Below are 25584 nucleotides of genomic sequence, written 5' to 3' on the forward strand. Positions count from 1 at the left end.
GGAGCCGGGCGCGGCGCTGTCGCTCATGGCGCCGAGTCTATCCAGCACCCGTCGGAGACCTCAGGCGGGCAGATACCCGTCGGAACGCAGGCCGCCGACGAAGGCGGTGTAGGCGAGGTACGCGACGACGGCGAGTATCACGACCAGGTAGCCCAGCGCGAAGCCGGCGATCGCCAGACCGCGTCCGCGCTGGCCTGAGCGCCGGGCCTGGGCGAAGCCCACGTGGCCGAGCACGATCGCCGCGGGTGCGAGACCGAGGATCCCGCAGAGCAGTGCGGCGACCGCGAGGCCGTTGAGCGGCGTCCGCGGACGAGGACCACCCGGGAAGCCGGGGTGCGGATCCGCGGAGCCCGCCGGCGGCGGGTAGGCCGCCGACGGTGCTCCCGTCGGAGGGGCGAACGGCAGAGGGGGTGCCGGGTTCCCGGCGACCGCCCCGGCGGACTCGTCGTTCACGTGCTCTCCCCTCGCGCGGCTCCGTCCAGCCTAGGGTCCCCCGAGGGACCGGCCGTCGTCAGTACTCCGACATCGGGACGGTGGCCAGCGCGGCGAAGAAGAGGACTCCGACGATGACTCCGAGGATCAGGGCGGCGAAGCCGATGACGATCGCGGCGATCGCGAGGCCGCGTCCCTTCTCCCCCGTGCGCTTGATCTGCGACAGGGCGATGAAGCCGAGGACGATCCCGACGACGGAGACGAAGAACGAGGCGATGAAGCCGATGATCGCCAGGATGTTGTAGCGATCGGTGGTCGGCGTGTACGGAGTGGTCATGGGATCCCCCTTGATCAGGAACGGCAGGAGAGGCCAGCGTGGCAGGGCGCCGAGCACGCTGTCAAAAGGCTGAGCGCCGCTTGCAGAGCGCCGGATCCACGACTAGTGGACTTGGATCTCGGTGACCGGCAGGGTCGAGTCGGCACTGAAGTCGAGACTCGAGGGTGCGCGACCGGCCCGGATGAGCTGGGCGGCGAGCGCCGCGATCATCGCCCCGTTGTCGGTGCAGAGCGAGAGCGCCGGGATGCGCAGCTGGATCCCCGCCGCGTCGCAGCGTTCCTGCGCGAGGGCGCGGACGCGGGCGTTCGCGACGACTCCGCCGCCCAGGAGGAGCCGCGGCACGTCCCGGTCGCGGCACGCCGCGATCGCCTTCGTCAGCAGCACGTCGGCGACCGCTTCGCGGAAGCTCGCCGCCACATCGGCGATCGGCACCTCCTCGCCCGCGTCCTGGCGCTTCTCCACCCAGCGGGCGACGGCGGTCTTGAGCCCGGAGAACGAGAAGTCGTAGCGGTGGCGCTCGAGGTCCTTCGGCAGGCTGAGCCCGCGCGGGAAGCGGATGGCGCGCGGATCGCCGAGAGCGGCCACCCGGTCGATCTGCGGACCGCCCGGATAGGGCAGGCCGAGCACGCGCGCGACCTTGTCGAACGCCTCCCCCGCCGCGTCGTCGATGGTCTCCCCCAGGAGCTCGACGTCCGACACCAGGTCGCGCACGTGCAGGAGCGATGTGTGACCGCCCGAGACCAGCAGTGCGATCGTGGGCACCTCGACCGGGCTGCCCTCGCTGCCGTCGGCCCGCAGCACGTCGGCCCCGACGTGGCCGACTAGGTGGTTCACGGCGTACAGGGGCTTCCCCAGTGAGACGGCGAGCGCCTTCGCCGCCCCCACGCCGACCATCAGCGCGCCGGACAGGCCCGGGCCGCTGGTGACGGCGATCGCGTCGAGGTCCTCGAGGGCGACGCCGGCCTCGGCGAGGGCCGTTCGGAGCGTGGGCTCGAGCGCCTCGAGGTGGGCGCGCGCGGCGACCTCCGGCACCACTCCGCCGTAGCGCGCGTGCTCGTCCATCGACGAGGCGATGGTGTTGGCGAGCAGCGTGGTGCCGCGGACGATGCCGATCCCCGTCTCGTCGCAGCTGGTCTCGATCCCGAGGACGAGCGGTCCGGCGCTCATGCGGTCTCCTCCGTCGCCGGCGCGAGTGGGGCGCGCATCACGATCGCGTCCACTCCGTCGGGCTGGTAGTAGGCGGGGCGGACCCCGATCTCGTCGAAGCCCTCCGATCGGTAGAGGGTCTGCGCCCCGGGGTTGTCCGCGCGGACCTCGAGGAACACCTCGCGGGCGCCGCGCTCGCGCGCCTCGGCGAGCAAGGCGCGCAGCAGGCGCCGCCCCAGTCCGCGGCGTCGGGCGGAGGCGAGGACCGCGATCGTCTGCACATCCCCCTCGTGGGCGCCGCGCGGGCAGAGCAGCCCGGCGTACCCCGTGACGACTCCGTCGTCCTCCGCGACGAGGTAGTGCGTGTGGGCGCTGCGGATCTCCTCCGCCATCATCGTGCGCGACCAGGCGTCGCTCGTGAACTCCGACTCCTCGATCGCCATGATCGCGTCGAGGTCCGCCGGCACGGCCCTGCGCAGCTGTGCGCTCACGCCGTCACCCGCTTGGGCCCGGCCGACAGCGTCACATCGGGCGAGCGGAGGTAGAGGGGCTCGTCGGCCGCAGGGGCCCGGCCCGCCGCACGGCCGAGCGCGGCGACGGCCCCCAGTGCCGCGGCCGACACGGACGCGGCCTCGAGCCGGGGAAGCTCGGGGAAGGGCAGCGACCCGGGCTTGTCCAATCCCGGGCCGTCGACGCGCACGGGGAGCCCCTGCTCGTCGAGTCCCGCGTAGGCGCTCCAGTAGAGCTCGCGGCGGCGGGCGTCGGTGACGACCAGGAACCCGGGTTCCCGTCCCTCGCGCAGCGCCGCCAGGGCGAGGGCGTCGTGCGACACGACCGGCAGCGCGGGGACGCCGCGGCCGAAGGCGAAGGCGCGCGCGGCGGCGATCCCGACCCGCAGGCCCGTGAAGGGTCCGGGACCCATGCCGACCGCGACGGCCCCGATGTCGGCGCTGGTCGCACCGGCGCCGGAGAGGGACGCCTGGATCAGTCGGCCGACGACCTCGGCGTGCCGCATGGTGTCGCTCTCCGAGCGCTCGGAGAGGACGGCGCCCCGGTCGTCGACGACGGCGACGGAGGTTCCGGAGGAGGTGTCGATCGCGAGCAGCACCCTGACAGGGTACCCGCGCGGCTCACACCCAGCGGGTGCCGCGGAAGCGGACCGTCCGCGGCTCGATCGGCTCCTCGCCCTCCGCGGCGTCGGAGCCGGCGGTCGGGCGCTCGATGACGATGTCGAGCCACGACTCCGCGACCCCGTCCAGCAGCCCCGCACCCCACTCCACGACGACGACGGAGTGCTCGAGATCGAGGTCGAGGTCGTCCAGCTCGACCGCCGAGCCCACGCGGTAGGCGTCGACGTGCACGAGCGGCGGGCCGTCGTGCAGAGGCGGATGCGTGCGCGCGATCACGAAGGTCGGGCTCGTCACGGGGCCGCGGACGTCCAGACCCTCCCCCAGCCCCCGCGTGAACGTGGTCTTGCCCGCGCCGAGCGGTCCGGTGAGCACCAGCACATCACCGGCGCGGAGCGAGCGGCCGAGCTCGCGGCCGAGCTCCTCCATCTCCTCCGGATCCGCGACCTCCACGGTGCGGTCGGCGAACGAAGCGCGGTCGGCGGACCGGGCGCGCTCAGCCACGATCGCCGCCGAGCACCCGGCGCTGCACGCGCCCGCCGACCCGGGTCACGAGCTCGTAGTTGATCGTGCCGCACCAGCGCGCCCACTCGTCGACCGAGGGGACGCCGGTCGTGGGGTCGCCCCACAGGGTGACGGCGTCGCCGGCCTCGACCGGGGTGTCGCCCACGTCGACGACGAACTGGTCCATGGCCACCCGACCGGCGATGCGGTGGCGGCGTCCGCGGATGTGCACCTCGGCGACGCCGGAGGCGCTGCGCGGGATCCCGTCGGCGTAGCCGAACGGGATGAGCGCGAGGCCGGTCGCGGCATCGGCCCGGTAGGTGTAGTCGTAGCTGACGCCGACGCCCTGGTCGACGCGCCGGACGCCCGCGACGCGCCCCTGCAGCGTCATCGCCGGGACGAGGCCGAGCTCGAGCGAGGTCTCGTCATCGAAGGGCGAGAGGCCGTACGCCCCGATGCCGACGCGGACCATGTCGCGCCGCGCCTCCGGGATCCGCAGCGCACCGGCGGACGCCGCGAGATGCACGAGGGGTGCTGCGACGCCGCGCTCGCGCAGCAGCGCCTCTCCGCGGGCCAGGACCGCGAGCTGGGCGAGGTCCTCCTCGCGCGACGTGTTCGAGAGGTGCGAGAACACCCCCGTCAGATGCAGGACACCGCGCGCGGTGTGCCGCACGAGAGCCTCGGCGAGCTCGGGCCACTCCTGCTCCGGAGCGCCGTTGCGGCTCAGGCCCGTGTCGAGCTTCAGCTGCACCGCCGCGCGCGCCCCGCGGTCCTCGGCCGCCTGGGCGAGCGCGTCGAGCTGGGCGAGCGAGGAGACGCCGACGTCGATGCCGTGCTCGACCGCCGCGTCGAAGTCCTCGCCGGGGTCGTGCAGCCAGCAGAGCAGCGGAGCGAGGACCCCCGCCTCGCGCAGGGCGACCGCCTCCCGGAGGTCCGCCGTGCCGAGCGCATCGGCCCCGCCCGCGAGCGCCGCCTGCGCCGCCGCGAGCGCTCCGTGGCCGTAGGCGTTGGCCTTCACGACCACCATGACCCGACGAGCACCCGTCAGCTCCCGCATCCGCCCCACGTTCCGGGCGATCGCGTCGGCGTCGATCAGCGCCTCGCGGAACGACTGCGGCGCGGTCACGACTCGGCCACCACGAACGCGCAGGCGACGCCGGCGTCGTGCGTCATCGAGAGGTGGATCCGCGCGATTCCCCGCGCATCCGCCGCCACCCGCGCCGCACCGTGGAGGGCGAAGGACGGGTTCCCGTGCTCGTCGCGCTCGACGACCATGTCGTGCCAGCGCGCCCCGGCCGAGTCCCCCAGCGCCTTGATGAGCGCCTCCTTCGCCGCGAAGCGCCCGGCGAGGGAGGCGACGGGGAGATGGCGTTCGCTCGGGGCGAACAGGCGATCGCGGAGGCGCGGCGTGCGGTCGATCGCCCGCGCGAAGCGGGCGAGGTCCACGACGTCCACGCCGATCCCCACGATCACGACGGGATCACTCGACCGTGACCGACTTGGCGAGGTTGCGCGGCTGGTCGACGTCCAGGCCCTTCGCGGTCGCGAGCTCCATCGCGAACATCTGCAGCGGGGTGACCGCGAGCAGCGGCTCGAACAGCGGGTCGGCGAGCGGGATCGGCACGACCTCGTCGGCGATCTGGATCGCCGCGGTGTCGCCCTGCTCCGCGATCGCGATGACGCGCGCTCCGCGGGCCTTGATCTCCTGGATGTTCGAGATCACCTTGCGCTGCAGCTCGTACGACTCGCTCGGGCTCGGCACGATCACGAAGACGACCTGGCCGGGCTCGATCAGCGCGATCGGGCCGTGCTTGAGCTCGCCGGCGGCGAAGCCCTCGGCGTGGATGTACGCCAGCTCCTTGAGCTTGAGCGCGCCCTCGAGGGCGACCGGGTAGCCGACGTGGCGGCCGAGGAAGAGCACGGCGCGGGTGTCGGCCATCCAGCCGGCCAGCTGCGCGATGTCGTCGGAGGCGTCGAGGACCTTCGACAGCTTCTCGGGGATCGCCTGGAGCTCGGCGGCCTGCGAGGCGATGACCTCGGCGGAGGAGGCCCCCCGCACGGTGGCGAGGTGCAGTCCGAAGAGGTAGAGAGCCGCGATCTGCGCGACGAAGGCCTTGGTCGAGGCGACCGCCACCTCCGGGCCCGCGTGCGTGTAGAGCACCGCGTCGGACTCGCGCGGGATCGTCGCGCCCTGCGTGTTGCAGACCGAGAGCGTCTTCGCGCCGTGCTCCCGGGCGTACTTGACCGCCATCAGGGTGTCCATCGTCTCGCCGGACTGGCTGATCGAGACCACGAGCGTGCGCGGGCTGAGGACCGGGTCGCGGTAGCGGAACTCGTGGCTCAGCTCGACCTCGACGGGGACCCGCGCCCACTTCTCGATCGCGTACTTGGCGACCATGCCCGAGTAGGCGGCGGTGCCGCAGCCGATGATCGTGATCCGGTCGATGTCCGTGAGGATCGGGTCCAGACCCTCGAGCTCGGGGAGCGTGACGACGCCCTCGTGGATGCGTCCGCGGAGCGTGTTGGCGACGGCCTCGGGACCCTCGGTGATCTCCTTCGCCATGAAGCTCGACCAGCCGCCCTTCTCGGAGGCGGACGCGTCCCAGGCGATCTCGAACGGCTCGGTCTCGACGGGCTCGCCGAAGAAGTCGGTGACGGTGACGAGATCAGGGGTGATCGTGACGATCTGGTCCTGCCCGATCGCGACCGCGCGACGGGTGAACTCGACGAACGCCGCGACGTCCGAGCCGAGGAAGTTCTCGCCGTCGCCCAGGCCGATCACGAGCGGGGAGTTGCGGCGGGCGCCGACCACGACACCCGGCTGGTCCTGGTGCAGGGCGAGGAGCGTGAAGGCGCCCTCGAGCCGCGCGACGATCGCCTGGAAGGAGAGCACGAGGTCGCCGGTGCGGCGGTACTCGCGGGCGATGAGGTGCGCGGCGACCTCGGTGTCGGTCTCGCTCTCGAAGACGACGCCCTCGGCGGCGAGCTCCTCCTTGAGCGGCTGGAAGTTCTCGATGATGCCGTTGTGGATGACGGCCAGCTTGCCGTCGTCCGCGAGGTGCGGGTGGGCGTTGCGATCGGTCGGCCCGCCGTGGGTCGCCCACCGGGTGTGCCCGATGCCGGTCGTGCCCTGCGCCAGCGGGTTCGCCTCGAGGTCGTCGACCAGGACGCTGAGCTTGCCGGAGCGCTTGCGGCTGTCGACCACCCCGTCCGCGTCGATGACGGCCACTCCCGCGGAGTCGTACCCGCGGTACTCCAGACGCTTCAGGCCGCCGAGCAGCACGGCCAGGCTGTCACGCGCGCCGACGTATCCCACGATTCCACACATGGGCTCGATCCTAACCGCGCCGGAGGCCCCGATCGCCGCGACCGGGCCGGTGCGCCCGCGGCCGCTAGGATCGGTGCCTATGCCGTCGTCAGCTCGCGAACCCGGCCGCGAGGCGCAGCCCTCCCCGTTCGTCGAGATCGTCCGCTCCGACTGGGCAGAGCTCGCCCGGTCCACGGAGCTCCCGCTGACCGAGACCGAGGTCGTGCAGCTGCGCGGGCTGGGCGATCGGCTGAGCCTCACCGAGGTGGCGGAGGTGTACCTGCCGCTCTCCCGCCTGCTCGCGCTGTACGCCGCCGGCTCCCGCCATCTGCACCGGGCGACGAGCACGTTCCTCGGCGAGCGGGCGCAGCCCACCCCCTTCGTGATCGGAGTCGCCGGCTCGGTGGCGGTGGGCAAGTCCACGATCGCGCGGCTCCTGCGCGAGCTGCTCGCCCGCTGGGAGGACACTCCCCGCGTCGAGCTGGTGACCACCGACGGCTTCCTGCTGCCCAACGCCGAGCTCGAGCGGCGCGGGCTGATGAGCCGCAAGGGCTTCCCCGAGTCCTACGACCGCCGCGCTCTGCTCCGCTTCGTGTCGGAGGTGAAGGGCGGAGCCGCCGAAGTGCGCGCACCCTTCTACTCGCATCTCTCGTACGACATCGTCCCGGACGCGGAGATCGTGGTGCGCCGGCCCGACGTGCTCATCGTCGAGGGGCTGAACGTGCTGCAGCCGCCCGTTCCCGGGCACGGCCTCGCCGTCAGCGACCTCTTCGACTTCACCGTGTACGTCGATGCGCGCACGGGCGACATCGCCCGCTGGTACGAGGAGCGCTTCCTCGCGCTGCAGCAGGGAGCGTTCGCCAATCCGAACTCCTACTTCCACCGCTACTCGACCCTCACGCCGGACGAGGCCCGCGAGCGCGCCCGCAGCATCTGGGAGGCGATCAACGAGCCGAACCTCGTGCAGAACGTGCGCCCCACGCGCAGCCGCGCCAGCCTGGTCCTGCGCAAGCAGTCTGACCACGCGGTGTCGTCGGTGCTCCTCCGCAAGATCTGAGCGTCGCGGGAGCCCCGCGGCGTCGACTTGTCTCGAGCAGGCGGAACTCCGCTCGCAGAAGAGAGACCGCGCCTCCCTCACTGATCGAGCAGCCGGCGTCTCGAGATCCGCCGGACGCGCGCTCCCTAGGAGCGCAGCCGCTCCAGCACCACGTCGGCGAGCGACTGCGCGAGGCGGTCGGCCGTCTCCTGCGTCGTCGCCTCGACCATGACGCGCACCATCGGCTCGGTCCCGGAGGGGCGGAGCAGGACGCGACCGCCCGTGCCGAGCTCGGCGGACGCGTCCGCGACCGCGGCCGCGATGACCTCGTCGTCGTGCACGCCCTCGCGGTCGACGCCGCGGACGTTCACGAGGGTCTGCGGGAACACCTTCATCACCGAGGCCAGCTCGGCGATGCTCTTCCCGGAGCGCGCCATCTCGGCCGCGAGCTGCAGGCCGGTGAGGACACCGTCGCCGGTCGTCGCGAAGCGGCTCATGATGACGTGGCCCGACTGCTCGCCGCCGAGGGAGTAACCTCCGTCGTTCATCGCCTCGAGCACGTAGCGGTCGCCCACTCCGGTCTCGATGACGCGGATGCCGGCGTCGGCCATCGCGATCTTGAGGCCCAGGTTGCTCATGACGGTGGCGACCAGGACGTTGTCCCGGAGCACGCCGCGTCGGGCCATCGACGTCGCGAGGATCGCCATGATCTGGTCGCCGTCGATGACGCGCCCGGTGGCGTCCACGGCCAGGCAGCGGTCGGCGTCGCCGTCGTGCGCGATGCCCAGGTCCGCTCCGGCCGCGAGGACCGCCTCGGCGACGTGGTCGAGGTGCGTCGAGCCGACGCCGTCGTTGATGTTCAGGCCGTCGGGATCGTTGCCGATCACGGTGACGGTGGCGCCCGCGTCGGTGAAGACCTCGGGCGAGATGCCGGCCGCCGCGCCGTGCGCGCAGTCGATGACGACGTGCAGGCCGTCGAGTCGGGTGCTGCCGAGCGACCCGAGCAGGTGGACCACGTAGCGGTCCTCCGCGTCGGAGAAGCGGCGGATCCGGCCGACGTCGGGGCCGGTGGGCGTGAGCGCGGGGACGCCGAGAGCCGCCTCGATGCGGTTCTCGAGCTCGTCGGGCAGCTTGCGCCCGCCCGCGGCGAAGAACTTGATGCCGTTGTCGGCGGCCGGGTTGTGCGACGCCGAGATCATCACGCCGAAGTCGGCCTGCTCGTCGGCGATCAGGTATGCGGTCGCGGGCGTGGGGATGACGCCGGCGTCGAGGACGTCGACTCCGGCGCTGGCGAGTCCGGCGGCGACAGCGGCGCCGATGAACTGGCCGGAGATTCTGGGGTCGCGGGCGAGCACCGCGAGGGGGCGTCGACCCTCCGCCCGGGCGGCCGCACCGAGTACACGGGCGGCCGCCTGGGCGAGGCCGAGAGCCAGGTCGGCCGTGACCTCGCGATTCGCGAGGCCACGGACGCCGTCGGTTCCGAACAGGCGCGTCATAGTGCGCAGTCCACTTCTCCAGCTACTGGTCGCGCGGCCCGAGGGGCCGCACCGACTAGCGCTTCGAGAACTGCGACGCCTTGCGGGCCTTCTTGAGACCGGCCTTCTTGCGCTCGATGACGCGGGCGTCGCGCGTGAGGAAGCCGGCCTTCTTGAGGATGGCGCGGTTGTTCTCGCGGTCGATCTCGTTCAGCGCACGGGCGATGGCGAGGCGCAGCGCGCCGGCCTGGCCGGAGGGGCCGCCGCCGGTGATCTTCGCGACGACGTCGTACGACCCGACGAGGTCGAGCACCTTGAACGGGTCGGTGATCAGCTGCTGGTGCAGCTTGTTGGGGAAGTACTCCGCGAACTCGCGGGCGTTGACGGTCAGGCTGCCGGAGCCCGGGACCAGGCGCACGCGGGCGATGGCCTGCTTGCGACGGCCCACGGCTGCGCCGGAGACGTTGAGGACGGCGCGGGGCGTCGAGGACGCCTCGGTGGCCGGGCTTTCGGTGGAGTAGCTCTCGGGAGCCACGTCGATCTGGTCTGCGATCTTCGCCACGGTGTAGGTGATCCTTTGTCTTCGAAGTCTGGGGTGTCGGGGAGGGCCGGAGCCTACTGGGCGACCTGGGTGAAGGCGTACGCCTTGGGCTGCTGCGCCGCGTGAGGGTGCTCGGTGCCCGTGTAGACCTTCAGCTTGCGCAGCTGCGCACGGCCGAGGGAGTTCTTGGGGAGCATTCCGCGGATGGCCTTCTCGACGGCGCGGACCGGGTTCTTCTCGAGGAGCTCGGCGTACGTGGTGGCCGAGAGGCCTCCCGGGTAGCCGGAGTGGCGGTAGGCCTTCTTCTGGAGGAGCTTCTGGCCGGTCAGGGCGACCTTCTCCGCGTTGACGATGATGACGAAGTCGCCCATGTCCATGTGCGGCGCGAAGGTGGCCTTGTGCTTGCCGCGCAGGAGCGCCGCGGCGTGGGTGGCGAGACGGCCGAGCACGACGTCGGACGCGTCGATGACGATCCAGTCGTGCTGGACGTCAGCCGGCTTCGGAGAAAAAGTGCGAGTCACGTGAGTGCTGCTTTCTGGTCGGAGTGAGGTGTTCGTGAATCCCGCTCCGTGGCCGTTCGACCCGCGAGGGGGCCGAACCGATCCGGTGGAGGGCTCAACTTCGGGCGCTCGGCACACGGCCGAAAACACCAAGGGTCGACATTACAGCAAAGATGCCGTCAGCGATAGCGACGACGGCGTCAGCGATAGCGACGACGGCGTCAGCGATAGCGACGACACCGTCAGCGATGGCGACGACGCCGATCGGCGGCCCTCGCGGGACGGGAGCAGCCGCTCACTCCGTCCCGCCGAGTGCGGCGAGCACGTCCTCCGCGAGCGTCTCGAGCGCGTCCTGCGCGCCCACCGACGACCGGAGGGACACGAGCCGGTCCCCCGCGAGCACCGTGAGGGTGGACGCCGGGTCCAGCGCCGGATCCCCGGGCTGGAAGAAGGCGGCCTCGCCCAGGTCGCTGCCTACGGCGCCCACCGTCGACGCCTGTCGCGAGGTCACGTCGGCGGCAGTCGCCCCCGTCGCGGTCTGGAGCAGCAGCGCAGTGGGATTGCCGGCCATCGACCACGCGCAGGCCCCGAGCTGCTCGGAGGGTGTCGCGAACCCCTCCGGGAGATCGAGGACCGACTCGATCGTCTCGACCGGCAGCACCTGCGCGCAGTCCAGCGTCTCGGCGGTGAGCGTCGGTGCCGCGGGAGCGGCCGGATCGGTCGTCGCGGGCGTCGTGCCGGCGGCGGGGGCCTGCGTCGCGATGGTGGGCTGCGCCTGCTCCGGGATGTCGACCGTGGTGCCCGAGCAGCCGACGAGTGCGAGCGCGAGCACGGCAGCGCCGGCGAGGGCGGCGGGCGTGGAGCGGATCATGACGGGTCCTCCGCGAGAGGCTCGGCGACCGGCAGGGTGCGGCGCACGCGCGTCCGGGTGGCGCGCTCGGCGAGCGAGGACTCCTCAGGATAGTCGACCTCGCGCAGGATGAGCCCGCGGGCCGGCATCACCGCGAACGCGTTGGTCCTGGCCGCGTCGTCGCGGAGCCCCTCGACGTCCTCCGCGGCGAGCCGCCCGTGCCCCACCGCGACGCAGGCACCGACGAGCGCGCGCACCATGCTGTGGCAGAAGGCGTCGGCCCGGAGGTGCGCGTGCAGGACGCCGTCGGAGTCGCGCTCCCAGTCGAAGTCGAGCAGCGTCCGGATCGTGGTCGCGCCCACCCTCGCCCGGCAGAAGGACGCGTAGTCGTGCAGGCCCAGCAGCGACTGCGCCGCCCGGTTCATCGCCTCCTCGTCGACCGACTCCGTGATCCACGTCGTGTACGCCCTCTCGAGCGGGTGGCGCAGCGACGAGGCGTCCGCCAGCCGGTACTCGTAGCGCCGCCACCGGGCGGAGAAGCGGGCGTCGAACCCTTCGGGCGCTCGCGAGACGCGGTGCACGCTGAGGTCCGAGTACTGCCCGAGGATCCCGCGCAGCCGCCGCTCCAGCACCGCCTCCTGCGGCAGCGTCCCCTCGCCCGCGCGGCGACCGCCGCTGAGCCGGATCCACTGCTCCTCGCTGAGGTCGGCGTGCGCGACCTGCGCGCTGGCGTGCACGCCGACGTCGGTGCGGCCCGCCACCGTGACCGTCGTGCGCTCTGGCGTGCGCAGCACCTTCGACAGCGCGTCCTCGAGCACCCCCTGCACCGTGCGGAGTCCGGGCTGGAGCGCCCAGCCCGAGAAGTGGGAGCCGTCGTAGGCCAGGTCGAGGCGGACGCGGTGAAGCACCCGTCGAGTCTAGATCGACGCACCGGGCCTCCCCGGCCGGTCGGATCCGGCCTAGAGGCGCACGCCGGCAGCGGCGAGGACGGTCTCCGCCCAGTCGAGCGCGGCGGCGGAGTCCCCGAGGTGCGAGACGATGCGCACCTCGTAGCCGCCGGCCTGGATCGCCAGCTCGCCGGGCTGCGACGCCCCTGCGTCGCGGTCGACGCGGTAGCCGGCATCACCCAGGGGCACCGGCGTCGCACCGACGGCCTCTCCCGCACCGACGAAGGTCTCGAGCAGGCGGGCGGGCGCGAGGGTCACCTCGAGCGCGGAGGGGTTGCCCGCGACGGAGTAGGTGCAGCGTCGGCCGTCGCCGACCAGCGCGACCGATCGGGTCGGCAGCCCCGTGCTCTCCTCGATCCGCGAGGCGGGCAGGACGGTCGCGCAGTCCAGGACCGGCTGCGCGGCGGCGGTCGGCTCGGCGGGTACCGGCGTCGGCGTGATCACCGCGGTCGCTCCGGACTGCTCCGGGATCTCGACCACCGGCTCGGACGAGCAGCCCGCGAGGACGACGACGAGGGAGAGGACCAGGACGGCCGGTCGTCGGGAGCGCAGGCGCACGACTCCCCTTCCGCAGGCTCACCGGGGCGGCGGCCCCGGCCGCACCGGGCGGCGCGGTCGCGCGATGCAGCGCGATGACGCCATCGTAGGCGACGTTCCGCGCCACCGGAGTGTCGACGACCGCCCTCCCGGAACGACGAGAGCCCCCCGTCCCGGAGGACGGAGGGCTCTCGAGGTTCGCGCGGGACTACTTGGTCTCGCTGGTCTCCTCGACAGGAGCGTCCTCGACAGGAGCGTCCTGGACGGTCGCGACGTCCTCGGACGGCGCGTCCTGGACGTCGGTCTCCTCGACGGGCGCGTCCGCGACGGGAGCCGTCGCCGGCGCCGCCGTGGTGCGGGACTTCTTCGCCTTCGGGGTCACGGGCTCGAGGACGAGCTCGATGACCGCCATGGGGGCGTTGTCGCCCTTGCGGGGACCGATCTTGGTGATGCGGGTGTAGCCGCCCTCGCGCTCGGCGACGAGCGGAGCGATCTCGGTGAAGAGCTCGTGCACGACGGACTTGTCGCCGATGGTCGCGAGGACGCGACGACGGGCGTGCAGGTCGCCGCGCTTGGCGAACGTGACGAGGCGCTCGGCGAGCGGACGCAGGCGCTTGGCCTTGGTCTCGGTCGTCTTGATGCTCTTGTGCGTGAACAGGGCCGCGGCCAGGTTCGCCAGCATCAGACGCTCGTGTGCGGGACCGCCTCCGAGGCGGGGGCCCTTGGTGGGCTTGGGCATGGGTTTACTCCAGTACTAAAGGGGTGTCAGCAGGTCGGTCGCGAAGAGCCTCAGGCTCCGGAGCGGAGACCTAGATGCTCTCGTCGTCGTAGCTGTAGAAGTGGGCGCCGTCGAACCCGGGGACCGAGTCCTTGAGCGACAGGCCGAGCTCCGTCAGCTTCTCCTTGACCTCATCCACCGACTTCTGACCGAAGTTGCGGATGTTCATGAGCTGCGTCTCCGAGAGGGCGACGAGCTCATTGACGTTGTTGATGCCCTCGCGCTTGAGGCAGTTGTAGCTGCGCACCGAGAGGTCGAGGTCCTCGATGGGCATCGACAGCTCGGTCGAGAGGACGGCGTCGACCGGCGCGGGGCCGATCTCGATGCCCTCTGCCGCGTTGTTCAGCTCGCGGGCGAGTCCGAACAGCTCGGTCAGCGTGCGACCGGCGGAGGCGATGGCGTCGCGCGGCGTGATCGCGGCCTTCGTCTCCACGTCGACGACCAGGCGGTCGAAGTCGGTGCGCTCGCCGGCACGGGTGGCCTCGACGCGGTAGGTGACCTTCAGCACGGGCGAGTAGATCGAGTCGACCGGGATCTGGCCGGCCTCGGAGAACTCGCTGCGGTTCTGGGTCGCCGACACGTAGCCGCGGCCGCGCTCGATGGTGAGCTCCAGCTCGAACTTCGCCTTGTCGTTCAGCGTGGCGATGACGAGCTCCGGGTTGTGGATCTCGACACCGGCCGGAGCCGAGATGTCGGCGGCGGTGACCTGACCGGCGCCCTGCTTGCGCAGGTAGGCGGTGATCGGCTCGTCGTGCTCCGAGGAGACGACCAGGCCCTTGATGTTCAGGATGATCTCGGTGACGTCCTCGCGGACTCCCGGGACCGTCGTGAACTCGTGCAGGACTCCGTCGATCCGGATGCTGGTGACAGCGGCGCCCGGGATGGAGGACAGCAGGGTGCGACGCAGCGAGTTGCCGAGCGTGTAGCCGAAGCCGGGCTCGAGGGGCTCGATGACGAAGCGGGAACGGAACTCCGAGATGTTCTCCTCGGTGAGCGTCGGACGCTGTGCGATAAGCACTGTTGATTCCTTTCGATCACGTGTCCGCTATATGACACGTGCGTTTGCGAGGTATGAAGTTGTGAAAGAAATGCGCGATCCGCCGGTCGGCCGGCGCCCGCCGCGGAGGGCGGGAGCGCGGCCGACCGACGGCTGCGAGTGCTGGTGCTAGACGCGGCGGCGCTTGGGCGGGCGGCACCCGTTGTGCGCCTGCGGGGTGACGTCGTTGATCGAGCCGACCTCGAGGCCTGCGGCCTGGAGGGAGCGGATCGCCGTCTCGCGACCCGAGCCCGGGCCCTTCACGAAGACGTCGACCTTCTTCATGCCGTGCTCCTGAGCCTGGCGCGCGGCCGACTCGGCGGCGAGCTGGGCGGCGAACGGCGTCGACTTGCGCGAGCCCTTGAAGCCGACTCCACCGGACGAGGCCCAGCTGATGACGGCCCCGGAGGGGTCGGTGATCGAGACGATGGTGTTGTTGAACGTCGACTTGATGTGGGCCTGGCCCACTGCGATGTTCTTCTTCTCCTTGCGGCGCGGCTTACGAGCGGCCGACTTGGGGGTAGCCAATGTGTATCTCCTCTAGGTCCGTGTCGCCCGCGTTACTTGCGGCCGGCCTTCTTCTTGCCGGCGACGGTGCGCTTGGGTCCCTTGCGGGTGCGCGCGTTCGTCTTGGTGCGCTGTCCACGGACCGGGAGGCCGCGACGGTGACGGAGGCCCTCGTAGGAGCCGATCTCGACCTTGCGGCGGATGTCGGCGGCGACCTCGCGGCGGAGGTCTCCCTCCACCTTGTAGTTGCCCTCGATGTAGTCGCGGAGCGCGACGAGCTGGTCGTCGCTGAGGTCCTTGACTCGGATGTTGCCGTCGATCCCGGTGTCGCTGAGGGTCGCGAGCGCCCGAGTGCGGCCGACACCGTAGATGTAGGTCAGTGCGACCTCCACGCGCTTCTCGCGCGGGATGTCTACTCCTGCCAGACGTGCCATTGTGGCTTCTCCTGTTGAGTGAGTGGAGGTGTGATGCAACGCCGGTGCCCCGGCCTCCACCGGGGGTGTCCTCGCCGTTCGTCCCCGCCGGGGCGGGGATGCAGCGCGAGTGGTGACGTTGCGGTTCTGTGTTCGGTTGTGGGGCGGCGGACCGCCCCGGCGCTCCCTGCCGGGAGCAGCGGTCGGGACTAGCCCTGGCGCTGCTTGTGGCGGGGGTTGCTGCTGCAGATGACCATCACATTGCCGTGGCGGCGGATGATCTTGCAGTGATCGCAGATGCGCTTGACGCTGGGGTTGACCTTCATGGTTCTGTTCCTTGATTTCGCTGGCGTCGTGCTCCCGGCGGATGCCGGGGCCGTTCCTTACAGGACACGCACGTCGCGAACGGAGCGGGGCGAACGCCTACTTGTAGCGGTAGACGATCCGGCCGCGGGTCAGGTCGTAAGGGCTCAGCTCCACGATCACGCGGTCCTCGGGGAGGATGCGGATGTAGTGCTGACGCATCTTGCCCGAGATGTGGGCGAGAACTTTGTGTCCGTTGGTCAGCTCCACGCGGAACATCGCGTTGGGGAGCGCCTCGACAACCGCACCTTCGATTTCGATGACACCGTCTTTTTTGGCCATAGCCTCACTGTCGTTCGGAAGTAGTGTGTGTACTGGTCGTGCGAATGTTTCCGCGCGATCCTCCCCCGGGCGAGTGCCCGGGATGCGGTGTGCGGGCGTGCCGGAGCACGCGCAAAACACCAAGGGTCGATGCTACGCGATTCCGGCCCGCTCCGCCACCTCGGGCGTGTCGCACGGGCGGCCGGACAGGACGCGCCTCCGCCGATCGGCCCCTCGCCGCCGCTTAGGCTGGCACCCGGGTCCGGGTCGGGCCGACGGAGGGAGTGCCGATGGCGCGCACGAGGAGATCCACGGACCGCGACGGGCGGCGCTGGTACTCGCATCCGCTCGTCACGGTGCTGGTCGCGATCGTCGTCATCGCCCTCGTGCAGACCTTCTTCGTGAAGGTGTACACCGTGCCCACCGGGTCGATGGAGAGCACCCTGCAGGGCGGCGGCTTCTTCGGCGACCGGATCCTCGTCGACCGCACCGCGGCACTGCAGGGCGAGCCGGGGACGGGGCGCATCGTCGTCTTCTCGCGCGACGAGGCGTGGGGGGCCGCCGACACGGTCGGGAACCCGCTCTCGGAGGCCGTGAAGTACTTCGGCGACGTGACGAGCATCGGTCCCAGCCACGAGGAGTTCCTCGTGAAGCGCGTCATCGCGTCGGCCGGTCAGACGGTCTCGTGCTGCGACGCCGAGGGGCGGGTGCTCGTCGACGGGCGGCCGCTCGACGAGGACTACGTCTTCGAGGACTTCCCGTTCGACGCCGGGTCCCTCGACTGCTCGACGACGCCCGCCTCGACCCGGTGCTTCCAGGAGTACACGGTGCCGGAGGGCGCCCTCTTCGTCCTCGGCGACCACCGCTCGAACTCGAACGACTCGCTCGGGCTCTGCCGCGGTGCGATCGGACCGATCGACGCCTGCGTCAAGACGGTGCCCGTCGAGCGCGTGGTGGGCCGCGTCTTCGCCGTCGCCTGGCCGCTGACCCGCTGGCGGCTGTACTGACCCTCGCGGGGAAGCACTGACGGACGGGACCCGTTCGGGTCCCGTCCGTCCGACAGGGGCGTGCTGCCTGCCGCTAGGAGCGCACGACCTCGACGAGCTGCGGGAACAGCGGGTGCTCGGCAGAGAGCCCGGTCACATCCGCGACGAACTCCTCCGGCGAGAGCGCGGCGAGCTTCTCGCGCAGCTCGACGCTCTGCGGGTCCTCCGGCACGTCGAAGCGCAGCGCAGCGCCGACGGCGGCCAGGAGCCCCGACGGGGTGCGTCCCCGCTCGGCGAGCTCGGCCGCGGGGCCGATGAAGCGCTCGTGGCGCGACAGCTTCCGCAGGGGCTGACGGCCGACCCGGTCGACCGTGTCGGTCAGGTACGGGTTGCCGAAGCGCTTCAGGGTCTTCTCGAGGTAGGCCTGCTGCTCCTCGTCGCTGAAGCCGTGCTTCGCCACGATGAGCGCCTTGGTGTCCTCGAGAGCCGCCTTGACCGCGTCGTGCACCTCCGGGATCGCCAGAGCGTCCGAGAGCTTGTGCGCGCCGGCCGCGAAGCCGACGTAGGCCGCCGTCGCGTGGCCGGTGTTCACCGTGAAGAGCTTGCGCTCGATGAAGGGCTCCAGGTCGTCGACGTAGGTCGCGCCCGGCAGCTCCGGCTCGCCGCCCTCGAAGGGAGTGCGGTCGATGACCCACTCGAAGAAGCTCTCGACGGTGACGTCCAGGCCCTGTCCCGGCTCCTGGTTCGGCACGATGCGGTCCACCGCGGTGTCGGCGAAGACCGCTCGGGAGCGCAGTCGCTCCCACTCGTCGGCGCCCAGGTTCGCGGCGACCTCGGTCTGCAGCAGACGGGTCGCGTTGATCGCGTTCTCGCAGGCCATCACGCTGAGCCGTGCCGCGGACTCGTCCCGGGCCGCGAGGCCCTTCGCGATCACGGGAGCGACGAAGCGGAGGATGGTGGGGCCGACCGCCGTCGTGACGATGTCGGCCGTCGCGATCTCGCGGATCAGGGCCTCCTCGTCGGCGGCGGAGTTCACGGCGCGGAAGCGGTCGACCACGTGCGTGACCGACTCCTCCCCCACCTCGTGCACCTCGTAGCTGTCGGCGGCGGCCAGCTGGTCGATCAGCGCGGCGTTGACGTCGGCGAAGACGATCTCGTAGCCGGACCCGTGCAGGATCAGCCCGACGAAGCCGCGGCCGATGTTGCCGGCGCCGAAGTGGACGGCCTTGGGCATCAGGAGTTGACCTCCCCGAGGAGCCCGTAGAGCGCCTGCGCGTCGGGGGCGTCGAGGAGCTTCTGCACCTCGTCCTCCTCCGAGAAGATGATGGCGATCTTCGAGAGGATCTCGAGGTGCTCGTTGTTCACGCCGGCGATGCCGACGACGAAGCGCACCTCGTTGCCGTCCCAGTCGATCGGCTGCGCGTAGCGGACGAACGACAGCGCGGAGGAGCGGATCTCGTCCTTCGCGTCGTTGGTGCCGTGCGGGATCGCGAGCAGGTTGCCCATGTAGGTGGAGACGGTCGCCTCGCGGGCGAGCATGGCCTCGTGGTAGGCGGGGGTCACCGCGCCGACTCCCACGAGCATGTCGGCGGCCTCCTTGATGGCGGCCTCCTTCGTGGTGGCGGTGCCGGAGGCGTTGATCTGTCCGATGGTGAGCACTTCGCTCATGGCTTCAGTCCTTCCGTGGGTGGAACGGGAGAGGGGACCCGCAGGGGCGAGCGGAGCGTGTCCGCCTCGTCGCACCCTACGGGTCCCCTCGTCGTGCTTACTGGATGTCGATCCCGACTACTTGCCGTGCTGCTCGCGGACGAGCGAGACGACCTCGTCGTACTTCGGGCTGTTCATGAAGTTGTCGACGGAGACGTGGATCGCGCCGGGCGTGCGCTGGCGAGCGCGCTCGGTGAGCTCGGCCTGGGTGATGACCAGGTCGACGTCGTCCTCGAGGGCCGCGATCGCCTTGTTGGTGACCGTGACGTCCTCGAAGCCTGCCTTCTTCATCTTGTTGCGCAGGACGGAGGCGCCCATGGCGGACGATCCCATCCCGGCGTCGCAGGCGAACACGATGTTCCGGACCTGGGTCGCGGTCGCGGTGGCACCGGCGACGGAGGCGCCGCTGGAGTCCTGCGGGGTGTTGGCTCCGCCGGCGTTGATGAGCGAGCCGACGGCGCTGTCCTTGCCCTTGTTGGCCTGGTTCGCGGCGACGGCGGCGGCGAGCTTGTCGTCGCCCTCCTGCGCTGCGGCGAGGTCGCTCTTGCGGCCGGCGCGGATGATCACCGAGGCGACCGCGAACGAGACGGCGGCGGCGAGGATGACCGACAGGATGACTCCGATGAAGCTGTCGTTCGCGGTCTGCAGGAGCACCGCGATGATCGAGCCGGGCGAGGCCGGCGCGCGCAGGCCCGAGTTGAAGGCGACGTTGGTGGCGACACCGGTCGCTCCGCCGAGGATGACGGCGGCGAGGAGGGCCGGCTTCATCAGCACGTACGGGAAGTAGATCTCGTGGATGCCGCCGATGAAGTGGATGACCGCGGCGCCGGGAGCGGAGGCGCGGGCGGCACCGACTCCGAAGATCGCGAAGGCGAGGAGCACGCCCAGGCCGGGGCCGGGGTTCGCCTCGAGGAGGAAGAGGAAGGACTTGCCGGTCTCCTCGGCCTGCTGCACGCCGAGCGGGGTGAGCACGCCGTGGTTGATCGCGTTGTTGAGGAACAGGATCTTCGCGGGCTCGATGAAGAGGCTCGTCAGCGGGAGCAGGCCCGCGCCGACCAGCCACTCGACTCCGGCGCCCAGGATGTCCGACAGGCCCTCGACGAGCGGGGCGACACCGGCGAACGCGATGAGCGCCAGCAGGAGGCCGAGGATGCCGGCCGAGAAGTTGTTGACGAGCATCTCGAAGCCGGGCTTGATCTTGCCGTCCCAGATCGCGTCGACCTTCTTCATGAGCCACGCTGAGAGCGGGCCCATGATCATGGCGCCGATGAACATCGGGATGCCCGCGCCGACGATGACGCCCATGGTCGCGATGGTGCCGACGACGCCGCCTCGGGCGCCGTAGACCATGCGGCCACCGGTGTTCGCGATGAGCAGCGGGAGGAGGTACGTGATCATCGGGCCGACGAGGCCGGTGTTCACCACGTCGGGGTCGCTGCTCCAACCGCCGAACTGCTGGACCCACGTGGCGTCGACGCCGAGCAGCGGCAGCCACCCGGTCTGGATGAAGAGGGCCGTGATGAAGCCCCACGCGATGAAGGCCGCGATGTTCGGCATGACCATCCCCGAGAGGAAGGTGCCGAAACGCTGGATGTGGACGCGCGCTCCACCGCGCGTCGACGTCGCTGACGTCGTTGTCATGTGGTGTTCTCCGATTCTTGGTGCGGGATCCGGTCGTTCCTGAGCGGCCGGGTCCCGCGGGCGGGTCGTGATGAGGGGTGGTGCAAGGGGGTCTGACGGGGTGGTGCGGGACGGCGGCCGGGAGGCCGCAGGATCAGGAGGCGGCGATCGCCTCGGTGACGGCGGAGCGCGCCGCAGCGGCGCTGTCCGTCGAGAGCGCGAGCTCGGCGAACCGCTTCGCGTCCTCGAGGGAGTGCTCGGCCAGCTCGGCGCGCACGTCGGCGAGAGCCGAGGGCGACATCGACAGGCTCGTCGCGCCGAGGCCCACGAGGACCACGGCGAGCAGGGGGTCGGCGGCGGCCTCGCCGCAGATGCCGACGGGCTTGCCCAGCGCCGCACCCGCGCGACCGACCTCGCCGACGAGTCGGAGGACGGCCGGGTGCCACGGGTCCTGGTACGCGGAGACGGTGCCGAGCATCCGGTCCGCCGCCAGCGTGTACTGGGTCAGGTCGTTGGTGCCGATGGAGGCGAAGTCCGCGACTCCGAGGATCCGGTCGGCGAGCAGGGCCGAGGAGGGCACCTCGACCATGACGCCCGCGGTGCGGATGCCGAGCTCGCGGGCCATCGTGGTGAAGTAGCGGGTCTCGTCGACGGTCGCGACCATCGGCGCCATGACCCAGAGGTCGGCGTCGGTCGCGGCGTCGGCCTGCGCGAGGGCGGTGAGCTGGTCGCGGAGGATCTGCTCGCTGGCGCGCAGAGCGCGGAGTCCGCGGAGCCCCAGGGCGGGGTTCTCCTCGTGGTCGTCGTTGAGGAAGCTCAGCGGCTTGTCGGCACCGGCGTCGAGCGCTCGGACGACGACCTTCTTCCCCGGGAACGCGGCGAGCAGGCGCGTGTACTGCTCCGCCTGCTCGGCGACGGTCGGCGCGGTCTTCGCGTCGAGGAAGAGGAACTCGGTCCGGAACAGGCCCACGCCCTCCGCTCCCAGCTCGACCGCGCCCTGCGCGCCGTCGGCCGAGCCGAGGTTCGCGAGCAGCGGGACGGCGTGGCCGTCGGCGAGGGCGCCGGGGACGACGGGCGCGGCGAGGCGCTCGGCGCGCTCGGTGATCGCGGCCTTCGCCTCCGTGATCTCGACGTCCGACGGGTTCACGGTCACGACGCCGGTGGTGGCGTCGAGGATCACGAGCTGGCCGTCGCGCAGGTCGAGTGCACCGGTGGTGCCGACGATCGCGGTGATCGACTTCTCGCGGGCGAGGATCGCGGTGTGCGAGGTCGGACCGCCGTCGCTGGTGACGAGGCCGAGGACCTTGTCGAGGTCCAGCAGCGCGGTGTCGGCCGGCGCGAGGTCGCGGGCGACCAGCACGAACGGCTCGTCCGACTCGGGCACGCCCGGTGCGGCCACGCCGCGCAGGTGCGCCACGACGCGCTGCGAGACGTCGTCGAGGTCGGTCGCGCGCTCGGCCATGTACCCGCCCATCGCGACGAGGAGGTCGCGGAACCCGGCGAACGCCTCGTGCACCGCCCGCTCGGCCGTCTTGCCGTTCGCGATGCGCGCCTTGACGTCGTCGGCGAGCGACGGATCCTCCGCCATCAGCGCCTGCGCGTCGAGGACGTCCTTCGCGGAGCCGCCCGCGCGCTCCCCGCGGTGGCGGATCGTCGCGGCCGTCGCCGACAGGGACGACACGGCGCGCTCCTCCTCCTGCACGGGAGTGCGCGTGCTCGCCACGTCCTCGGGCTCGGGGAGCGGCTCGGGCATGCGCAGGACGGGCCCGAGGGCGAGCCCGCGGCCGACTCCGGTGCCCTGGAGCTTCGCAGAGGCGTAGGCGGTCGAAGGAGTGGACAGCGTCATGAGTGCTCGGTTCCTGTCGTGCTCTCGTCGGTGAGAGAGCGGGGGTGATCGAGTGGGGTGCCGGTGGGATCTAGGCGTCGTGGTCGGTGGTCAGGAACTCCGCCAGCTCGTCGAGCACGGCCTGCTCGTTGTCGCCCTCGACGGTGAGGGTGAGGTCGTCTCCGTGCTCGATGCCGAGCGAGATGATGCCGAGGATCGACGCGGCGTTGACCGCGGTGGCGTCGCCCTTCTTGACGAGGACCTTCTGGCCCGACTTCGCCGCGGCCTGGCTGAAGAGCGAGGCGGGGCGGGCGTGGAGGCCCTTCGACGATGCGACCTGAACAGTGCGCTCGACCATGAACGTTTCTCCTTGGATCTGCAGCCGGGGCTGCGTCAGTGGTGGCCTGCTCCGGGCTCGGCGCCCGGTGCTGGTCGTCCGGAGGGATCCCCGTCCGCTCCTGCGACGACCGCGCGAGCGGCGAAGAGGACGGGCAGGGTGTCGAGCACGGTGTCGGCACCGTGCACTCCGAAGACGTCGTGCGGGAGGAGGGCGGCCGCGACTCCGACCGCCTCCGCCTGGTGGCGGAGTCCGTCGAACTGCGACTCGAGATGCGGCCCGACCAGGAGGACGTCGGCCTCCGGGAGGGAGTCCGCGAGACCGGCGAGGGTCTCGGAGCGGAACGAGGCGTCCACGCCCCGCTCCTTCGCACCCGCCCGCAGGCGGTGCGCCAGGAACGTGCTCGACGCCCCTGCACCGCAGACGATCAGGATCTTCCGCATACGATCGCCTCCTCGCGCCCGTGTCGTCCTTCAGTGAAGCACCCCTCCCGCGCGGGCGGGGCTGCCGCAGGCAATCTTCCGCAGGGCCGGAAGAGCGCTTCCACGCCGACGGCGCGGGGATTTCCCGGCCTGACTCCGAGATGGTTGACTGCGAGGACCGACGACTCGCCGACCTCGCGACGAGCGGGCCCGCGGCGGGGCGCACGCTCTCCGCCGGATCCCCCTTCGCGCCTGGAGCCCCTGGATGCCTGACAACCGCGAACGCCTGCTGGAGTACCTCTCCCGCGCGGACGGGTGGGTGACCGCGCACGAGCTCGCCGATCGGCTCGGAGTGACCACCCGGAGCGTGCGCAGCTACGTCACCGCGATCAAGACGCAGGCCGCACCGCTCGAGCCCGTCGAGTCCTCCGCCAACGGCTACCGGCTGGCCCGCGACGCCTACGCCGCGTTCCTCGACGCCCAGCGCAGCCGCTACGTCGAACCGGACACCCCCCGCGATCGTCTGTACGGACTCGTCCGGCGGCTGGTCGACTCCGACGACGGACTCGACGTCGTCGCCCTCGCCGAGGACCTCGCGGTGAGCGAGTCGACGGTGGAGGCGGACCTGAGGCGCGTGAAGTCCCTCGCCGACGAGGCGGGTCTCTCCCTCGCCCGCCTCAGCGCGACCGTGCGGCTCGAGGGCAGCGAGGAGGCGCGCCGCCGCCTGATCTCGCGCATGTTCCGGGACGAGAGCGCCCAGGGCGTCTTCACCCTCGACGACGTGCAGCGGGAGTTCGCCTCCCCCGGTCTCGGGGCGTTCAAGACCGAGCTGCTGGGCGCCCTGCAGGAGCGCGGCTACTACATCAACGACTACGGCGTGAACAGCGTCCTGCTGCACATCGCCATCGCCGTCGACCGGGTCTCGCGCGGGATCGGGGACTCGTCGGCGGGGCACCCCTCCCCCGCTCTGCACGGCGAGCTCGCCGCACTGCTCGCCGAGCTGGTCGAGCGCCACTACGCGACGCGGCTCACGGACGCCGAGCTGGCCCAGCTCGCGATCCTGATGACCACCCGCGTCGCGACTCCCGGGCAGAACGAGCCGGTCGCCGCCGTCGTCGAGAACTACGTCGATCCCGAGGACCTCGCCGTGGTCCGGGAGCTGGTCGCCGAGGTGAACCGCGAGTACCTGGTGGACCTCGACGACGAGGGCTTCATCGTGCGCCTCGCCCTGCACGTCCGGAATCTCATCGCCCGGGCGTCCGAGGGCGGCTACTCCCGCAATCCGCTCACCCGCTCCATCAAGACCAGCTTCCCGATGACGTACGAGATCGCGGTCTTCCTCGCCTCGGGACTCCAGCGCCGCCGCGGCATCCTCGTGAACGAGGACGAGATCGCGTACATCGCCCTGCACGTGGGCTCGTTCCTCGAGCGTGTCTCGCGCCGCGAGGAGCGGCTGTCCTGCGTCATCGTCTGCCCCAACTACTACGACCTCGCGCACATGCTCAGGCTCCGGGTCGAGCGCTCACTGGGCACCGAGGTCGAGGTCCGCTCGCTGATCACCCGGAGCGACGTCGACTGGGACCGCCTGACCGCCGATCTGGTGATCACCACGATCGACGAGCGGCCGTACGCCGACGACGTGGTCGTCGTGCAGCCGTTCCTCACCGATCACGACGTCGACTCGGTCCGTCGAGCGATCGCCCGGGTCCGCCGGCACCGGCGCCGCGCGCAGATCAAGGACGAGCTGCTGCAGTTCTTCGACGAGTCGCTCTTCTTCCGCAACCTCCACGCGCGCGACGAGTCCGCCATGATCCGCCTCCTGGGCGAGCGGATGATCGCGCAGGGCATCATCGACGACGATTACGTCGCCGGCGCGATCGAACGCGAGCGGATGAGCTCCACGGCCTTCACCGACAATCTCGCCGTGCCGCACGCCATGGCGATGAGCGCGCGGCGCACCTCGATCGCGATCGTCGTGAACGACGTGCCGATGGAGTGGGGCGAGCAGCGGGTGAACGTCATCGCGATGATCGCGTTCGCGTCGGCGGGCCGCAGCACCTTCCAGTCGGTCTTCGACCAGTTCGTGGAGGTCTTCTCGGAGCGCGCGGAGGTGCAGCGGCTGATCCGCCGCTCCACCGACTTCGGCGCCTTCATCGAGGAGCTGGTGAGGGTGGTCGACAGCTAGCTGTCGGACACCCTCACCAGCTCCTCCCAGGCGGCAGCCGGGCGGTCCAGTGGACCGCCCCGCCGCGGAAGACCGCGATCCGTGACGGCGACCCTCAATGGGTCGCATCCGCATCCCCCGGTGCTGCAGGCGGAGAAAGGTCTCGATACGCCGCCCCGCGGCTATCCGACCAGCAGGAGGCGCGACAGATCCTCCCCGCTCTGCTCCACGCGATCGGCGTCGGCACGATCCCGTACGGTGCGAGCGCCGCCGCTCGATGCGTCTCTGCGGGGCTGCTCGACCAGCAAGGGGACCGCCGTCGCGTCTGCTCCTCCGGTCCGAGCCGTCGTGCTGTCTGCAACCGAGGTCGGGACGGCCCGCGGGTTCCGTTCGAGTCGCCCGCGCGGCTCCTGACCTCGGTTGCGA

At 71.3% G+C, this 25584-nt stretch carries 30 protein-coding genes; 3 read left to right on the plus strand and 27 right to left on the minus strand.

Annotation, left to right across the window (positions count from 1 at the left end):
- Nucleotides 1-60 precede the first annotated feature (60 nt).
- From IOC53_RS19175 to glmS, 9 genes are all read right to left on the minus strand, one after another.
- Nucleotides 61-453: a DUF4190 domain-containing protein gene (locus tag IOC53_RS19175; protein ID WP_207403147.1), complete on the minus strand. Its 393-nt coding sequence runs from the start codon at nt 451-453 to the stop codon at nt 61-63.
- Between the two features lie 58 nt (nt 454-511).
- Nucleotides 512-769: a DUF4190 domain-containing protein gene (locus tag IOC53_RS04260; RefSeq protein ID WP_207403148.1), complete on the minus strand. Its 258-nt coding sequence runs from the start codon at nt 767-769 to the stop codon at nt 512-514.
- 102 nt (nt 770-871) lie between these two features.
- A complete protein-coding gene (gene tsaD, locus IOC53_RS04265) occupies nt 872-1936 on the minus strand; it encodes a tRNA (adenosine(37)-N6)-threonylcarbamoyltransferase complex transferase subunit TsaD (protein WP_207403149.1) in 1065 nt (354 codons plus the stop codon).
- Nucleotides 1933-2406 (minus strand): ribosomal protein S18-alanine N-acetyltransferase, encoded by a 474-nt coding sequence (rimI, locus tag IOC53_RS04270; protein WP_207403150.1) that lies wholly within the window; start codon nt 2404-2406, stop codon nt 1933-1935. Before rimI ends, tsaD begins: the two co-directional genes overlap by 4 nt.
- Nucleotides 2403-3023, minus strand: coding sequence for a tRNA (adenosine(37)-N6)-threonylcarbamoyltransferase complex dimerization subunit type 1 TsaB (tsaB, locus tag IOC53_RS04275; RefSeq protein ID WP_207403151.1), 621 nt, complete (start codon nt 3021-3023; stop codon nt 2403-2405). The genes rimI and tsaB overlap by 4 nt, the downstream gene beginning before the upstream one ends.
- A 22-nt stretch (nt 3024-3045) precedes the next feature.
- Entirely contained in the window at nt 3046-3471 is a 426-nt protein-coding gene (gene tsaE, locus IOC53_RS04280; protein WP_207403244.1) for a tRNA (adenosine(37)-N6)-threonylcarbamoyltransferase complex ATPase subunit type 1 TsaE, read from the minus strand.
- Nucleotides 3472-3538: 67 nt separating this feature from the next.
- Complete coding sequence (gene alr / locus IOC53_RS04285) at nt 3539-4672, minus strand: alanine racemase (RefSeq protein WP_207403152.1); 1134 nt, start codon at nt 4670-4672, stop codon at nt 3539-3541.
- Nucleotides 4669-5019, minus strand: a complete 351-nt coding sequence (locus tag IOC53_RS04290; RefSeq protein WP_207403153.1) for a holo-ACP synthase — start codon at nt 5017-5019, stop codon at nt 4669-4671. The genes alr and IOC53_RS04290 overlap by 4 nt, the downstream gene beginning before the upstream one ends.
- A gap of 7 nt (nt 5020-5026) precedes the next feature.
- Nucleotides 5027-6874: a glutamine--fructose-6-phosphate transaminase (isomerizing) gene (gene glmS / locus IOC53_RS04295; protein ID WP_207403154.1), complete on the minus strand. Its 1848-nt coding sequence runs from the start codon at nt 6872-6874 to the stop codon at nt 5027-5029.
- A gap of 79 nt (nt 6875-6953) precedes the next feature.
- On the opposite strand from glmS, the gene coaA reads away from it, so the two are divergent.
- Nucleotides 6954-7910, plus strand: a complete 957-nt coding sequence (gene coaA / locus IOC53_RS04300) for a type I pantothenate kinase (protein ID WP_207403155.1) — start codon at nt 6954-6956, stop codon at nt 7908-7910.
- Nucleotides 7911-8035: 125 nt separating this feature from the next.
- Here coaA and glmM read toward each other — a convergent pair whose 3' ends face one another.
- From glmM to infA, 12 genes are all read right to left on the minus strand, one after another.
- Nucleotides 8036-9385, minus strand: a complete 1350-nt coding sequence (glmM, locus tag IOC53_RS04305) for a phosphoglucosamine mutase (RefSeq protein ID WP_207403156.1) — start codon at nt 9383-9385, stop codon at nt 8036-8038.
- A 55-nt stretch (nt 9386-9440) separates the two neighbouring features.
- Entirely contained in the window at nt 9441-9926 is a 486-nt protein-coding gene (gene rpsI, locus IOC53_RS04310; protein ID WP_194607437.1) for a 30S ribosomal protein S9, read from the minus strand.
- A gap of 53 nt (nt 9927-9979) precedes the next feature.
- Nucleotides 9980-10426 carry a 50S ribosomal protein L13 gene (rplM, locus tag IOC53_RS04315; RefSeq protein WP_207403157.1) on the minus strand — a complete coding sequence of 149 codons (447 nt, stop codon included), beginning with the start codon at nt 10424-10426 and terminating at the stop codon, nt 9980-9982.
- Between the two features lie 274 nt (nt 10427-10700).
- Complete coding sequence (locus IOC53_RS04320) at nt 10701-11276, minus strand: hypothetical protein (RefSeq protein ID WP_207403158.1); 576 nt, start codon at nt 11274-11276, stop codon at nt 10701-10703.
- Nucleotides 11273-12163 carry a tRNA pseudouridine(38-40) synthase TruA gene (gene truA, locus IOC53_RS04325; RefSeq protein ID WP_207403159.1) on the minus strand — a complete coding sequence of 297 codons (891 nt, stop codon included), beginning with the start codon at nt 12161-12163 and terminating at the stop codon, nt 11273-11275. Before truA ends, IOC53_RS04320 begins: the two co-directional genes overlap by 4 nt.
- A 51-nt stretch (nt 12164-12214) precedes the next feature.
- Nucleotides 12215-12760, minus strand: a complete 546-nt coding sequence (locus IOC53_RS04330) for a hypothetical protein (RefSeq protein WP_207403160.1) — start codon at nt 12758-12760, stop codon at nt 12215-12217.
- Nucleotides 12761-12947: 187 nt separating this feature from the next.
- Nucleotides 12948-13478 (minus strand): 50S ribosomal protein L17, encoded by a 531-nt coding sequence (gene rplQ / locus IOC53_RS04335; RefSeq protein WP_207403161.1) that lies wholly within the window; start codon nt 13476-13478, stop codon nt 12948-12950.
- A 70-nt stretch (nt 13479-13548) separates the two neighbouring features.
- Entirely contained in the window at nt 13549-14535 is a 987-nt protein-coding gene (locus tag IOC53_RS04340; RefSeq protein WP_173248947.1) for a DNA-directed RNA polymerase subunit alpha, read from the minus strand.
- 147 nt (nt 14536-14682) lie between these two features.
- Entirely contained in the window at nt 14683-15081 is a 399-nt protein-coding gene (gene rpsK / locus IOC53_RS04345; RefSeq protein ID WP_055787170.1) for a 30S ribosomal protein S11, read from the minus strand.
- A gap of 32 nt (nt 15082-15113) precedes the next feature.
- The gene (rpsM, locus tag IOC53_RS04350; protein WP_207403162.1) at nt 15114-15494 is read right to left on the minus strand and encodes a 30S ribosomal protein S13; all 381 of its coding nucleotides are present in this window, start codon (nt 15492-15494) and stop codon (nt 15114-15116) included.
- A 188-nt stretch (nt 15495-15682) separates the two neighbouring features.
- Nucleotides 15683-15799 carry a 50S ribosomal protein L36 gene (gene rpmJ, locus IOC53_RS04355; protein WP_055787164.1) on the minus strand — a complete coding sequence of 39 codons (117 nt, stop codon included), beginning with the start codon at nt 15797-15799 and terminating at the stop codon, nt 15683-15685.
- Nucleotides 15800-15896: 97 nt separating this feature from the next.
- The gene (gene infA / locus IOC53_RS04360; RefSeq protein WP_022883252.1) at nt 15897-16118 is read right to left on the minus strand and encodes a translation initiation factor IF-1; all 222 of its coding nucleotides are present in this window, start codon (nt 16116-16118) and stop codon (nt 15897-15899) included.
- 269 nt (nt 16119-16387) lie between these two features.
- Here infA and lepB point away from each other — a divergent pair, with 269 nt between their 5' ends.
- Nucleotides 16388-17104 carry a signal peptidase I gene (lepB, locus tag IOC53_RS04365; protein WP_207403163.1) on the plus strand — a complete coding sequence of 239 codons (717 nt, stop codon included), beginning with the start codon at nt 16388-16390 and terminating at the stop codon, nt 17102-17104.
- Nucleotides 17105-17177: 73 nt separating this feature from the next.
- Here the strand turns inward: lepB and IOC53_RS04370 are convergent, their stop codons facing one another.
- From IOC53_RS04370 to IOC53_RS04395, 6 genes are all read right to left on the minus strand, one after another.
- Nucleotides 17178-18317, minus strand: a complete 1140-nt coding sequence (locus IOC53_RS04370) for a mannitol-1-phosphate 5-dehydrogenase (RefSeq protein WP_207403164.1) — start codon at nt 18315-18317, stop codon at nt 17178-17180.
- Nucleotides 18317-18751 (minus strand): PTS sugar transporter subunit IIA, encoded by a 435-nt coding sequence (locus tag IOC53_RS04375; protein WP_207403165.1) that lies wholly within the window; start codon nt 18749-18751, stop codon nt 18317-18319. Before IOC53_RS04375 ends, IOC53_RS04370 begins: the two co-directional genes overlap by 1 nt.
- A 117-nt stretch (nt 18752-18868) precedes the next feature.
- Nucleotides 18869-20431: a PTS mannitol transporter subunit IICB gene (locus IOC53_RS04380; RefSeq protein ID WP_207403166.1), complete on the minus strand. Its 1563-nt coding sequence runs from the start codon at nt 20429-20431 to the stop codon at nt 18869-18871.
- Nucleotides 20432-20564: 133 nt separating this feature from the next.
- Nucleotides 20565-22256 carry a phosphoenolpyruvate--protein phosphotransferase gene (gene ptsP / locus IOC53_RS04385; protein WP_207403167.1) on the minus strand — a complete coding sequence of 564 codons (1692 nt, stop codon included), beginning with the start codon at nt 22254-22256 and terminating at the stop codon, nt 20565-20567.
- Nucleotides 22257-22326: 70 nt separating this feature from the next.
- Nucleotides 22327-22593: an HPr family phosphocarrier protein gene (locus tag IOC53_RS04390; RefSeq protein WP_107574610.1), complete on the minus strand. Its 267-nt coding sequence runs from the start codon at nt 22591-22593 to the stop codon at nt 22327-22329.
- A 35-nt stretch (nt 22594-22628) separates the two neighbouring features.
- The gene (locus IOC53_RS04395; RefSeq protein WP_207403168.1) at nt 22629-23015 is read right to left on the minus strand and encodes a PTS sugar transporter subunit IIB; all 387 of its coding nucleotides are present in this window, start codon (nt 23013-23015) and stop codon (nt 22629-22631) included.
- A 244-nt stretch (nt 23016-23259) separates the two neighbouring features.
- On the opposite strand from IOC53_RS04395, the gene IOC53_RS04400 reads away from it, so the two are divergent.
- The gene (locus IOC53_RS04400) at nt 23260-25179 is read left to right on the plus strand and encodes a BglG family transcription antiterminator (RefSeq protein ID WP_207403169.1); all 1920 of its coding nucleotides are present in this window, start codon (nt 23260-23262) and stop codon (nt 25177-25179) included.
- Nucleotides 25180-25584: the final 405 nt, after the last annotated feature.

This window comes from Rathayibacter sp. SD072 (assembly GCF_017355185.1).
In the GTDB taxonomy this organism is placed as follows: domain Bacteria; phylum Actinomycetota; class Actinomycetes; order Actinomycetales; family Microbacteriaceae; genus Rathayibacter.

Excerpts from the sequence above, each read along its gene's own strand:
- IOC53_RS04400 (WP_207403169.1), top strand. The coding sequence starts at position 23,260 with ATGCCTGACAACCGCGAACGCCTGCTGGAGTACCTCTCCCGCGCGGAC.
- IOC53_RS04260 (WP_207403148.1), bottom strand. The coding sequence starts at position 769 with ATGACCACTCCGTACACGCCGACCACCGATCGCTACAACATCCTGGCG.
- IOC53_RS04395 (WP_207403168.1), bottom strand. The coding sequence starts at position 23,015 with ATGCGGAAGATCCTGATCGTCTGCGGTGCAGGGGCGTCGAGCACGTTC.
- IOC53_RS04380 (WP_207403166.1), bottom strand. The coding sequence starts at position 20,431 with ATGACAACGACGTCAGCGACGTCGACGCGCGGTGGAGCGCGCGTCCAC.
- infA (WP_022883252.1), bottom strand. The coding sequence starts at position 16,118 with ATGGCCAAAAAAGACGGTGTCATCGAAATCGAAGGTGCGGTTGTCGAG.
- IOC53_RS04390 (WP_107574610.1), bottom strand. The coding sequence starts at position 22,593 with ATGGTCGAGCGCACTGTTCAGGTCGCATCGTCGAAGGGCCTCCACGCC.
- tsaE (WP_207403244.1), bottom strand. The coding sequence starts at position 3,471 with ATGGAGGAGCTCGGCCGCGAGCTCGGCCGCTCGCTCCGCGCCGGTGAT.
- rpmJ (WP_055787164.1), bottom strand. The coding sequence starts at position 15,799 with ATGAAGGTCAACCCCAGCGTCAAGCGCATCTGCGATCACTGCAAGATC.
- IOC53_RS04375 (WP_207403165.1), bottom strand. The coding sequence starts at position 18,751 with ATGAGCGAAGTGCTCACCATCGGACAGATCAACGCCTCCGGCACCGCC.
- ptsP (WP_207403167.1), bottom strand. The coding sequence starts at position 22,256 with ATGACGCTGTCCACTCCTTCGACCGCCTACGCCTCTGCGAAGCTCCAG.
- IOC53_RS04370 (WP_207403164.1), bottom strand. The coding sequence starts at position 18,317 with ATGCCCAAGGCCGTCCACTTCGGCGCCGGCAACATCGGCCGCGGCTTC.
- coaA (WP_207403155.1), top strand. The coding sequence starts at position 6,954 with ATGCCGTCGTCAGCTCGCGAACCCGGCCGCGAGGCGCAGCCCTCCCCG.
- lepB (WP_207403163.1), top strand. The coding sequence starts at position 16,388 with ATGGCGCGCACGAGGAGATCCACGGACCGCGACGGGCGGCGCTGGTAC.
- rpsM (WP_207403162.1), bottom strand. The coding sequence starts at position 15,494 with ATGGCACGTCTGGCAGGAGTAGACATCCCGCGCGAGAAGCGCGTGGAG.
- tsaD (WP_207403149.1), bottom strand. The coding sequence starts at position 1,936 with ATGAGCGCCGGACCGCTCGTCCTCGGGATCGAGACCAGCTGCGACGAG.
- IOC53_RS04320 (WP_207403158.1), bottom strand. The coding sequence starts at position 11,276 with ATGATCCGCTCCACGCCCGCCGCCCTCGCCGGCGCTGCCGTGCTCGCG.
- rplQ (WP_207403161.1), bottom strand. The coding sequence starts at position 13,478 with ATGCCCAAGCCCACCAAGGGCCCCCGCCTCGGAGGCGGTCCCGCACAC.
- glmM (WP_207403156.1), bottom strand. The coding sequence starts at position 9,385 with ATGACGCGCCTGTTCGGAACCGACGGCGTCCGTGGCCTCGCGAATCGC.
- glmS (WP_207403154.1), bottom strand. The coding sequence starts at position 6,874 with ATGTGTGGAATCGTGGGATACGTCGGCGCGCGTGACAGCCTGGCCGTG.